This is a genomic window from Streptomyces sp. NPDC059582, assembly GCF_042735715.1.
Taxonomy (GTDB): domain Bacteria; phylum Actinomycetota; class Actinomycetes; order Streptomycetales; family Streptomycetaceae; genus Streptomyces.
The window spans coordinates 20,976-31,604 of record NZ_JBHWCC010000080.1 but is presented as its reverse complement, the minus strand read 5'-3'; the positions used below and the strand labels follow the sequence as shown (position 1 = coordinate 31,604).

Annotated in this window: 9 protein-coding genes; all 9 read right to left on the bottom strand. The window is 72.6% G+C overall.

Translation table 11 applies throughout. The features are described 5' to 3' along the window. Positions 1-186: 186 nt before the first annotated feature. A complete protein-coding gene (locus ACFV0T_RS39405) occupies positions 187-888 on the bottom strand; it encodes an EboA domain-containing protein (RefSeq protein ID WP_385789946.1) in 702 nt (233 codons plus the stop codon). 156 nt (positions 889-1,044) lie between these two features. Next, complete coding sequence (locus tag ACFV0T_RS39400; RefSeq protein WP_385789944.1) at positions 1,045-2,043, bottom strand: sugar phosphate isomerase/epimerase family protein; 999 nt, start codon at positions 2,041-2,043, stop codon at positions 1,045-1,047. Between the two features lie 13 nt (positions 2,044-2,056). After that, a complete protein-coding gene (locus ACFV0T_RS39395) occupies positions 2,057-3,265 on the bottom strand; it encodes a Gfo/Idh/MocA family protein (protein ID WP_385789942.1) in 1,209 nt (402 codons plus the stop codon). A gap of 80 nt (positions 3,266-3,345) precedes the next feature. Then, positions 3,346-4,398 carry a substrate-binding domain-containing protein gene (locus tag ACFV0T_RS39390; protein ID WP_385789941.1) on the bottom strand — a complete coding sequence of 351 codons (1,053 nt, stop codon included), beginning with the start codon at positions 4,396-4,398 and terminating at the stop codon, positions 3,346-3,348. Between the two features lie 17 nt (positions 4,399-4,415). After that, positions 4,416-5,435 (bottom strand): ABC transporter permease, encoded by a 1,020-nt coding sequence (locus ACFV0T_RS39385; protein ID WP_385789939.1) that lies wholly within the window; start codon positions 5,433-5,435, stop codon positions 4,416-4,418. After that, a complete protein-coding gene (locus ACFV0T_RS39380) occupies positions 5,432-6,949 on the bottom strand; it encodes a sugar ABC transporter ATP-binding protein (RefSeq protein ID WP_385789937.1) in 1,518 nt (505 codons plus the stop codon). Before ACFV0T_RS39380 ends, ACFV0T_RS39385 begins: the two co-directional genes overlap by 4 nt. A gap of 176 nt (positions 6,950-7,125) precedes the next feature. Continuing rightward, positions 7,126-8,307: an ROK family protein gene (locus tag ACFV0T_RS39375; protein ID WP_385789935.1), complete on the bottom strand. Its 1,182-nt coding sequence runs from the start codon at positions 8,305-8,307 to the stop codon at positions 7,126-7,128. A 421-nt stretch (positions 8,308-8,728) separates the two neighbouring features. After that, the gene (locus ACFV0T_RS39370) at positions 8,729-9,406 is read right to left on the bottom strand and encodes a GntR family transcriptional regulator (RefSeq protein ID WP_385789933.1); all 678 of its coding nucleotides are present in this window, start codon (positions 9,404-9,406) and stop codon (positions 8,729-8,731) included. Positions 9,407-9,548: 142 nt separating this feature from the next. Beyond that, positions 9,549-10,496 carry a beta-ketoacyl-ACP synthase III gene (locus ACFV0T_RS39365; RefSeq protein ID WP_385789931.1) on the bottom strand — a complete coding sequence of 316 codons (948 nt, stop codon included), beginning with the start codon at positions 10,494-10,496 and terminating at the stop codon, positions 9,549-9,551. Between the last annotated feature and the right edge of the window lie 133 nt (positions 10,497-10,629).

The window sequence follows — 10,629 nt, the reverse complement described above, 5'->3', positions numbered from 1 at the left end:
GGCCCTCCCTGGGAGACGGGGAGGGCCGCCGCACGCGCTCGGGTGTATGTCGGGCCCGGGCGTACGCCAGGTTCGGGCGTACGTCGGGCTGGCGTGTACGTCAGGTTCGGGCGTACGTCGGGCTCGCGTGTACGTCGGGCTCGCGTGTACGTCAGGACGTACGTCGGGCTCGCGTGTACGCCAGGCTCACGTGCCGTGGGGGTCGGCCGTGCCGCGCGGCGCGGTGCCGGACCTCGTCAGGGCCAGTACGCGGTCCAGGTCCGCGGGGACGGGCCGGTCCGCTGCGGCCTGTTCGGCGGCGAAGTCGTCCAGCATACGGGCGAGTTCCGAGTCTCCCCGGGCGCGTCGCTCCAGCTCGGCCATCTCGGCGACGGGCACTCCGGCGGACAGGCACTTCAGGACGGCGTGCCGCCAGGGGTGCGGGGCGAGGTGCCGGGCCGCGTACGGACCGACGGCCGCGCACAGGAGCCGGGCGTCGTTCGTCCGCAGGGCGTCCTCGACGATCGGCAGGCCCTCCGGGCCCGGGAGGAGGCGGGGCAGGGCGTGCAGGACGGCGCGCCGTTCGTCGGCGGTGCCCTGGGACCAGACCCGGGTGAGGGCGGCCGCGTCGGCGCGGGCCGCGTCGAGGATGAGGACACGCGCGGTGTCGGCGTGCGCGGCGCCGCAGCGGCGCCCGGCCTCGGCCAGGCGCAGCTCCCACACGGAGATCGGTCCGTGGGTACCGGGGTGCGCGGCGGCCTCGTCCAGGGCCCGGCCCAGCCAGCTGCGGGCGGCTGCGCCGAGGCGGGCTTCGAGTCGGGCGCGCAGCTCGCCGGGCGGAGTACGGGCGAGGACGGCGCCCCGGCCGCCCGCCGCCCGGCCCCCCGAGGTGCCGGGCGGGTGGCTCATGGGGTGCATGGGGTGCTCCCTCGTGAGGAGACGGCCGGGGTGACAGGCAGGGGAAGGTGCGAGGGACGGGGGGTGCGAGGGACGGGGGGTGCGAGGGACGGGGGGTGCGAGGGACGGGCGAGTGCGAGGGACGGATGGGTGCCAGGGACGGATGGGTCAGTTCGCGAACGCCGCGTCGAAGGAGGCCGACGGCGGCTCGAAGTCGTAGGCCTTGAGCCGGGTCAGTGCCTCGGGGGCGCCCTGCAGGCGGTCCATGCCGGCGTCCTCCCACTCCACGGAGACGGGGCCCTGGTAGCCGATGGAACGCAGCATGCGGAAGACGTCCTCCCAGGGGACGTCGCCGTGCCCGGCGGACACGAAGTCCCAGCCGCGCCGCGGGTCGCCCCAGGGCAGATGGGAGCCGAGGCGGCCGTTGCGGCCGTCGAGGCGCTTGCGGGCCTCCTTGCAGTCCACGTGGTAGATGCGGTCGCGGAAGTCCCACAGGAAGCCGACCGGGTCGAGGTCCTGCCACACGAAGTGGGAGGGGTCGAAGTTGAGACCGAAGGCCGGCCGACGGTCGACCGCTTCCAGTGCGCGCTGTGTCGTCCAGTAGTCGTACGCGATCTCGCTGGGGTGGACCTCGTGCGCGAACCGCACGCCCTCGGCGTCGTACACGTCCAGGATCGGGTTCCAGCGCTCGGCGAAGTCCGTGTAGCCGCGCTCGATCATCGACTCCGGTGCGGGCGGGAACATGGCGACCAGGTGCCAGATGGCGGAGCCGGTGAAACCGATGACGGTGTCGACGCCGAACGCGGCCGCCGCCCGCGCCGTGTCGGCGATCTCGGTGGCGGCCCGCCGCCGAACCCCCTCCGCCTCCCCGTCGCCCCAGATCCGGGCCGGGAGGATGGCACGGTGGCGCTCGTCGATGATGGCGTCGCAGACCGCCTGGCCGACCAGGTGGTTGGAGATCGCCCAGCACTTCAGACCGTACTTGTCGAGGAGTTCGTGGCGCGAGGCGAGGTACGTGGGATCGGTGAGAGCCTTGTCGACCTCGAAGTGGTCGCCCCAGCAGGCGAGTTCTAGTCCGTCGTAGCCGAAGTCGCGGGCCAGGCGGCAGACCTCCTCGAGCGGGAGGTCGGCCCACTGGCCGGTGAAGAGTGTGAAGGTGCGCGGCATGTCGGGGGCCTCCTCAGACCGCTATGGGGGTGTAGACGGAGTTCTTCGCGGCGCTCTCCTCCACCGCGGCGAGGACGCGCTGCACCTGGAGCCCGTCCGCGAAGGAGGGTTCGGGGCGGCGGCCCTCGGCGATCGCGTGGACGAGATCGCGGGCCTGGTGGACGAAGGTGTGCTCGTAGCCGAGGCCGTGGCCGGGCGGCCACCACGCGTCCAGGTAGGGGTGATCGGGTTCGGTGACGAGGATGCGGCGGAAGCCGGCGTGCGTCGCGGGCTCGGTGCCGTCGTGGTAGGAGAGTTCGTTGAGGCGCTCCAGGTCGAAGGCGAGCGAGCCGCGGGCGCCGTTGAGCTCGATGCGCAGGGCGTTCTTGCGGCCGGTGGCGTACCGGGTCGCCTCGAAGGAGGCGAGGGCGCCGGAGGAGAACCGGCCGGTGAAGACTGCCGCGTCGTCGACGGTGACCGGTCCGGTGCCCGCGGCGGACACGGCGCTCAGGCCCGCCGTCGGCCCGCCGGGCAGCGGACGCTCGCGTACGAAGGTCTCGGTGAGCGCGGAGACCCCGGCGAGCGGCTCGCCCGCGAGGTACTGGGCGAGGTCGACGATGTGGGCGCCCAGGTCGCCGAGCGACCCGGAACCGGCGTGCTCCCTGCGCAGTCGCCAGGTGAGCGGGAACGCAGGGTCGGTCAGCCAGTCCTGAAGGTACGTCACCCGCACGTGCCGCAGGGTGCCGAGCCGGCCCTCGGAGACCATCCGGCGGGCCAGCGCGGCGGCGGGTACGCGACGGTAGTTGAAGCCGACCATCGCCAGCCGGCCCTTTTCGTAGGCGTCTTGGGCGGCCATGGTCATCGCCTCGGCCTCCTCGACGGTGTTCGCGAGGGGCTTCTCGCACAGCACGTGCTTGCCGGCCGCGAGCGCGGCGAGGGCGATCTCGGCGTGGCTGTCACCAGGGGTGCAGATGTCGACGAGGTCGACGTCGTCCCGGGCGACCAGCGCACGCCAGTCGGTCTCCGTCGCCGCCCAGCCGTGCCGGTCGGCCGCCGCCCGAACGGCGGCGGCGTCGCGGCCGCAGATCGCGGCCATCACCGGCCGCCGGGGCAGGTCGAAGACATGGCCCGCGGTGCGCCAGCCCTGGGAGTGGGCGGCGCCCATGAAGGCGTAACCGACCATGCCGACGCGCAGCGGCGGCTTCGCGGACTCGGGTTCCTCTGACTGCTGCGGCTGTCCCATGGGTCCTCCTCGTCGACGTGGCGCGGTGGGGGGTGGGGCCCGGCCCGACGGTCCGGGTCAGGCCCGTCGTGGCGGGCGCCTCACTTGAAGCCGGTGGACAGGTACTGGTCGACGTTGTCCTTGTCGACGACGGCCGAGTAGAGGGTGATCGACGCGGGGATCTCGAACTCGGCGAGGCCGCCGACGCCCTTGCCCTGGCCGAGGGCGCGGGCGAGGTCGATGGCGGAGGCCGCCATGGACGGCGGGTAGAGGACGGTCGCCTTCAGGACGCCGTCGTCCTGCTGGATGGCCTGGAAGGCGGAGAGCGCGCCGGCTCCCCCCACCATGAGGAAGTCGTCCCGTCCGGCCTGCTCGACGGCACGCAGCGCGCCCACGCCCTGGTCGTCGTCGTGGTTCCACAACGCGTCGAACTTGGACTGGGCCTGCAGGAGTTGGGCCATCTTGGCCTGCCCGGACTCGACCGTGAACTCGGCGGCCTGACGGGCCACCTTCGTGATGTTGGGGTAGTTCTTCAGCGCGTCGTCGAAGCCCTGGGTGCGCTGCTTGGTGAGTTCGAGGTTGTCGAGTCCGGCGAGTTCGACGACACGGGCGCCGGACTTCCCCTTGAGCTTCTCGCCGATGTAGTGACCGGCGTTCAAGCCCATGCCGTAGTTGTCGCCGCCGATCCAGCAGCGGTACGCCTGCGGGGTGTTGAAGATCCGGTCGAGGTTGACGACCGGGATGCCCGCGCGCATCGCCTTCAGGCCGACCTGGGTGAGGGCCTTGCCGTCGGCGGGCAGCACGACCAGCACGTCGACCTTCTTGTTGATCAGGGTCTCGATCTGGCCGATCTGCGCGGCGGTGTCGTTGGAGCCCTCGGTGATCTCCAGGGTGACGTCGGAGTACTTCTTGGCGCGGTTCTGGGCGTTGTCGTTGATGGCGTTGAGCCAGCCGTGGTCGGCCTGCGGGCCGGCGAAGCCGATGGTGACGGGCTTGCCGGGCCGGTCGTCGGCGGCCGGCCGGTCGCTGCCGGCCGGGCTCTCGTCCTTGGTCTCGTTGCTCGTGCAACCCGTGAGGAAGGCGCCGGCGGAGACCGCCGCGGTTCCGAAGAGGAGTCCCCTGCGACTCGTGGTGCGGCTGGTGAGCTGTGGCATGGCGGTGAACCCTTTCCTCAGGTGGTGCTCGCGGTTCGGCGTTGGACCAGCACGGCGGCGACGATGATCGCGCCCTTGGCGATCTGCTGGACGTCGCTCTGCAGGTTGTTCAGGGCGAAGATGTTGGTGATCGTGGTGAAGATCAGGACGCCGAGGACGGAACCGGTGATGGTGCCGCGGCCCCCGCTGAGCAGCGTGCCGCCGATGATCGCGGCGGCGATGGCGTCGAGTTCGTAGAGATTGCCGTTGGTGTTCTGGCCCGAGCCGGACAGGATGACCAGCAGGAAGGCCGCGATGCCGCAGCACAGCCCGGACAGCAGGTAGAGGTACAGGCGCTGGCGGCGCACGTCGATGCCGGCCAGCCGGGCGGCCTCCGCGTTGCCGCCGACGGCGACCGTGCGCCGGCCGAAGGTGGTGCGGTTGAGCAGCAGCCAGCCGATGACCGTCACGAGCGCGAACACCAGGACGAGGGGCGGGACGCCCAGCACGTAGGAGTCGCGCTCACCGAGCTTCAGGACGTCGTCCACCGTGACGATCTGGGTCCGGCCGTCGGTGATCTGCAGGGCGAGGCCGCGCGCCGAGGCCAGCATGGCGAGGGTGGCGATGAACGGCACCATCCCGCCGTACGCGATGAGCACCCCGTTGACCAGGCCGCAGCCGAGTCCGACGAGCACCGCGGTGAGCAGGATGCCGCCGAAGCCGAAGTCCTGGGTGGCGACCGTGGTCGCCCACACGGAGGCGAGGGCGACGATCGCGCCGACCGACAGGTCGATGCCACCGGAGGTGATGACGAAGGTCATGCCGACGGTGACGACGCCGATCACCGAGGCCTGGGTGAGCACGAGTTGCAGGTTGCGGGTGTCGAGGAACTCGTCGGGCCTGGTGACCCCGCCGATGACGACCAGTGCGGCGAGCACGCCGAGGAGGGAGAGGGTGCGGACGTCGGCGCGGACCACGAGGGTGCGCCAGGCGGGGCGGGCGCCGGCCGACGGCACCTTGTCGGTGCCGTCCCGCGGCGGGGAGACGGGCTGCGTCATGACGCCGGGCTTCCTTCCAGGACGAGGTCGAGTACACGGTGTTCGTCGAGCTCCCGGGCGGGTGCCGTGTGCACGACGCGGCCCTCGCGCAGCACCAGCACCCGGTCGGCGAGGCCGAGCACCTCGGGCACCTCGCTGGAGACCAGAAGGACCGCGAGGCCTTCGTCCGCGAGCCGGCGGACCACCGCATACAGTTCGGCGCGGGCGCCGACGTCGACGCCGCGCGTGGGTTCGTCGAGCAGCAGCACCCGGCAGCCGCGCAGCAGCCAGCGGGCCAGCACGGCCTTCTGCTGGTTGCCGCCGGAGAGGGTGCGCACCGGCACGGACGGGTTGTCGGGCCGCAGTGACAGCTCGCGGGTCGCGGCCCGGGCCGCGCGCTGCTCGGCACGCCGGTCGATCCAGCCGCCGCGGGCGAAGCGGGCCAGCGAGGAGACGGACACGTTGCGGGTGACGCTCTCCAGCATCAGCAGTGCCTGCGCCTTGCGCTCCTCGGGGGCGAGGCCGAGCCCGGCCCGCACGGCCGCGCGCACGCTGCCGGGCCGCAGCGGGCGCCCGTCGACGCGGACCTGACCCGCACCGGCCCGGCGGGCGCCGAAGATCGTCTCCAGGATCTCGGAGCGCCCGGAGCCGACGAGCCCCGCGAGACCGACGATCTCGCCGGGGCGGACGTCCAGGTCGAGGGGTTCGAACTCGCCGTCCCTCGCCAGCCCCCGCACCTCCAGCACCGGTGTGCCGCGCGGCGGTGACACGGGCCGGTCCGGGAAGACGTACTCGACGTTGCGTCCCGTCATCAGCGCCACGACCTCGCGCGTCGGCGTGGTCTTCGCGGGCAGTCCGCCGGCCACCGCCCGCCCGTCCTTCAGGACGGTCACGCGGTCGCCGATGCGGCGGATCTCCTCCAGGCGGTGCGAGATGTAGACGACGGCCACCCCGGCGGCGGTGAGGTCGCCCACGATGCGGAAGAGGTTGTCCACCTCGCCCGGGTCCAGGGCGGCGGACGGCTCGTCCATGACGATCAGCCGTACGTCGTGCGAGAGCGCCCGCGCCATCGACACGATCTGCCGCTGCGCCGCCGACAACGCGCCGACGAGGCGGGCCGGATCGATCTCCGGGTGGCCGAGTCGCTTGAGCAGAGCGGCGGTCGAGGCGCGCGCGGCCCTGCCCCGGACGACGAATCCGGCGGCCGTGGGTTCGTGGCCGAGGTGGACGTTCTCGGCCACCGACAGGTGCTCCACCAGGTCGAGTTCCTGGTAGATGGTGGCGATACCGAGGCGCATGGCGGCGCTGGGCGAGCGCAGGGTGACCGGCTCGCCGCGCCAGACGACGGTGCCGTCGTCGGGCTGGTGGGCACCGGCCAGGACCTTGATGAGGGTCGACTTCCCGGCGCCGTTCTGGCCGAGCAGACAGTGCACCTCACCGGCCTGGACGTCGAGGTCGACGCCGTCGAGGGCCCGTACTCCGGGGAACGATTTCGTGATGCCGGACATGCTGAGCAGCGGTGGTCGTGGTGCCATGACGGTTCCCCTCGGCGGGCGTGCGGGCCGGATTCAGGGCAGGGCGGAGCAGGACGTCGTGCGGGTGAGGCGTACGCGGGTGCGGGCCGGGCGGTGCGAGTTCCGGCGGGTCGTGCTTGGGCGGTGCGTGCTTGGGCGGTGCGTGCTTGGGCGGTGCGTGCTTGGGCGGTGCGTGCTCAGGCGGGTGAGAACAGGTGGTCGCTGATGAGCCGGGCCGCGCCGATGACGCCGGCGGTGGGTCCCAACTCCCCCAGCACGATGGGCAGGTTGCCGGTCGCCAACGGCAGTGACTGGCGGTAGACCTGGGTCCGGATCGCGGCGAGCAGGGTGTGGCCGACTCCGGTCACCCCGCCGCCGATCACCACCAGGCCGGGGTTGAAGAAGCTGACCAGGCCGGCGATGACCTGGCCGGTGCGGTTGCCGCCCTCGCGGATCAGGTCGAGCGAGGTGGCGTCCCCGGCGGCGGCCGCGGCGGCGACGTCCACCGCGGTGAGGCCGCCGTGCGCCTCCAGCCGCGCGGAGAGCTCCGCCGACAGGCCCTGACGGGCCGCTTGCAACGCGTCGCGGGCGAGTGCCGCGCCGCTGAAGTGGGCTTCCAGGCAGCCCCGGTTGCCACAGGCACACGGATGTCCGTCGGACACGGCCTGGATGTGTCCGATGTCGCCGGCACTGCCCGTCGTGCCGCGGTAGACCTGACCTCCGACGACGATGCCGCAGCCGATTCCGGTGCCGATCTTGACGCAGAGGAAGTCGGCCACGGTGCGGGCGACGCCCGCGTGCTGCTCCCCCATCGCCATCAGGTTCACGTCGTTGTCGACCATGACGGGGCAGCCGAGGTCCTGGCTGAGCGCCTCCCGCACCGGGAAGCCGTCCCAGCCCGGCATGATCGGCGGCGCGACCGGGACGCCCTCGGGGAAGCGGACCGGCCCCGGGACGCCGACACCGGCGCCGTCGAAGCCCTCCGCGAGCCCCGAGGACCTCAACTTGGCTGCCATGGACAGCACTTGCTCGAAGACCGCGACCGGGCCCTCGCGTACGTCCATGGGCTGGTTGAGGTGTCCGAGGATCTCCAGTTCGGCGTTGGTGACGGCGACGTCGACCGAGGTCGCGCCGATGTCGACGCCGAGAAAACGCAGGTTGGGAGCGAGCCTGACGTTGTGCGAGCGCCGGCCGCCGCGCGAGGCGGCGAGTCCGTCGGCCACGACCAGGCCCGTCTCCAGCAGCCGTTCCACCTCCACGGCCAGCTTGGACCGGGACAGGTCGACCTGGTCACCCAGCTGGGCACGGGAGTTGGGGCCGCCGTCACGCAACAGCTTGAGCAGACGGGCCTGGTGGGCGTTCGCCGGTCGTGCGGTCATGCGTCTCACGTGCCCCTCCCCGCCTCGACTCGGCCGCTGGTGTCGGGCTTTCGAGGGGAACGTAGCAGCGGCCGCCGAACCTGGGAAGAAGCTCTGCACGGATTGCCGCACACTTTCTCCACTGACAGGACAAAGGCGGGCCGTACGTCACCGTGTGCCGACCGCCGGTGCGCACAGGTCGGAACGCCGACCGCCGGGGAACGCGCCCGGCGCGGGTTCAGGGCCGCACGCGGGCAGGGGACTTGACGCGAGATAAGAACACGGACCGGCCAGGACCCGCGGCGGGCTCAGGGCACGAACCGGGCAGAGCTTGACGCGGGCTCAGGACACGGCCGGCCAGGACCCGCGGCGGGCTCCCGGCACGGACCGGCAGAACGTGACGCAGGCTCAGGACACGGACCGGGCAGGGCCTGACGCGGCCTCAGGACTCGGCGCGGGCGTGGTACGAGCGCCGGGTGTGCTCCGTGTGCTGGCGCATGAGCTCGGTGGCCTCCTGCTGGTTGCCGTCCGCGATCGCGGCGATCAGGTCCCGGTGCTCGATCCACGACTGCTGGCCACGCTGCCGCGCGACCGGCGTGTAGTACCAGCGCACCCGCCGGTCGACCTGGGCCGCCAGTTCACCGAGGACCGCGTTGCCGGCCAGCTCCATGATCTTCGCGTGAAAGCGGGCGTTGAGGGTGACGGCGGCGTCCACGTCGTCGGAGGCGACGGCCCGGAGCCCCTGTCCCAGCAGCTCCTCCAGGGCCGCGATGCCGGCACTGTCGGCGTTCGCCGCGGCCAGCCGGGCGGCCTCGGCCTCCAACAGGGTACGCACGGTGAGGAGTTGGTCGGCCTCCTCCTCCGTCGGCTCGTGCACGAAGGCGCCCTGCGCGGGCCGCAGGTCGACCCACCCCTCGGTGTTGAGCCTTTGCAGCGCCTCACGCACCGGCTGGCGGGAGACGCCGAGGTGCCCGGCGAGTTCGCTCTCGACCAGGTGCTGGCCGGGCTGGAGGGCGCGTGTGGTGATGAGTTCGAGCAACGCCTCGTAGACCCGGTCGCGCAGCGGCCCGGGCCGCTCCAGTTTGGGTACCGCCCCCTGCGGCAGTCCTGTCGACAACATCGCCGTCCCCCTCCTCGTCGGCCCGTGCGCAGCGGCCACGAAGCCTGTGCGGATTGGTTTTCGTCTACAGTCTACGGCGCACAGTGGCCGACGGGACGGCGAGATGGCGTCATCCGCGCGCACGAGTGGACCGCGTGACAGCTCACGGACAGCGCACGACCTGCCCCGCGTACGACAGGTTTCCGCCGAAGCCGAACAGCAGCACCGGGTCTCCCGAGCTGATCTCGCCGCGCTCGACCAGCTTGGAGAAGGCCAGCGGGATGCTCGCCGCGGACGTGTTGCCGGACTCGCGGACGTCGCGGGCCACGACGGCGTTGACCGCGCCGATCTTCCCGGCCAGCGGTTCGATGATGCGCAGGTTCGCCTGGTGCAGGACGACGGCGGCGAGGTCCTCGGGCGTGAGCCCGGCCCGCTCGCAGGCCCGGCGGGCGAGCGGCGGCAGCTGGGTGGTCGCCCACCGGTAGACGCTCTGCCCCTCCTGCGCGAACCGCGCGGGCTGCCCCTCGATGCGCACGGCGTGCCCCATCTCGGGCACCGACCCCCACAGCACGGGCGCGATGCCCGGCTCCTCGCCCGCCGCGCAGGCCTCGACCACGGCGGCCCCCGCCCCGTCGCCGACGAGCACGCAGGTCGTGCGGTCCGTCCAGTCGGTGACCTCGGACATCTTGTCGGCGCCGATGACCAGGGCGCGGGTCGCGGCGCCCGCGCGGACGGTGTGGTCGGCGGTGGCGAGGGCGTGGGTGAAGCCGGCGCACACCACGTTGACGTCCATCGCGGCGGGCGAGGGGACGCCGAGCCGGGCGGCGACCCGGGCGGCCATGTTCGGCGAACGGTCGACGGCCGTGGACGTGGCGACGAGGACCAGGTCGATGTCGGCCGGCGTCAGACCGGCGGCCGCGAGCGCCTTGGCGGCGGCGTGCGCGGCCAGCTCGTCCACGGGTTCGTCGGGGCCTGCGATGTGCCGGGTCCGGATGCCCACCCGGGACCGGATCCACTCGTCACTGGTGTCGACCATGCCCGCCAGTTCCTCGTTGGTGAGCACCCTGGCGGGCTGGTAGTGGCCGACGGCGGCGATGCGCGAGCCGTGCATGGGGGGTCCCCTCGTTGCCGTGAGTAGCGGGATCCTCCAGTCTGATCAGTGACTCACGGGTACGAGGACGGGTGATGCCACAGGAAACCCGAGCCAGGGTTGTCGGCTTCTGTCAGGGTCTCGGACGTCCGCC

What these genes read in the sequence shown, in the direction of transcription:
- ACFV0T_RS39370 (WP_385789933.1), bottom strand. Translation starts at nt 9,406, where the DNA reads ATGTTGTCGACAGGACTGCCGCAGGGGGCGGTACCCAAACTGGAGCGG.
- ACFV0T_RS39390 (WP_385789941.1), bottom strand. Translation starts at nt 4,398, where the DNA reads ATGCCACAGCTCACCAGCCGCACCACGAGTCGCAGGGGACTCCTCTTC.
- ACFV0T_RS39380 (WP_385789937.1), bottom strand. Translation starts at nt 6,949, where the DNA reads ATGGCACCACGACCACCGCTGCTCAGCATGTCCGGCATCACGAAATCG.
- ACFV0T_RS39395 (WP_385789942.1), bottom strand. Translation starts at nt 3,265, where the DNA reads ATGGGACAGCCGCAGCAGTCAGAGGAACCCGAGTCCGCGAAGCCGCCG.
- ACFV0T_RS39400 (WP_385789944.1), bottom strand. Translation starts at nt 2,043, where the DNA reads ATGCCGCGCACCTTCACACTCTTCACCGGCCAGTGGGCCGACCTCCCG.
- ACFV0T_RS39365 (WP_385789931.1), bottom strand. Translation starts at nt 10,496, where the DNA reads ATGCACGGCTCGCGCATCGCCGCCGTCGGCCACTACCAGCCCGCCAGG.
- ACFV0T_RS39375 (WP_385789935.1), bottom strand. Translation starts at nt 8,307, where the DNA reads ATGACCGCACGACCGGCGAACGCCCACCAGGCCCGTCTGCTCAAGCTG.
- ACFV0T_RS39385 (WP_385789939.1), bottom strand. Translation starts at nt 5,435, where the DNA reads ATGACGCAGCCCGTCTCCCCGCCGCGGGACGGCACCGACAAGGTGCCG.
- ACFV0T_RS39405 (WP_385789946.1), bottom strand. Translation starts at nt 888, where the DNA reads ATGAGCCACCCGCCCGGCACCTCGGGGGGCCGGGCGGCGGGCGGCCGG.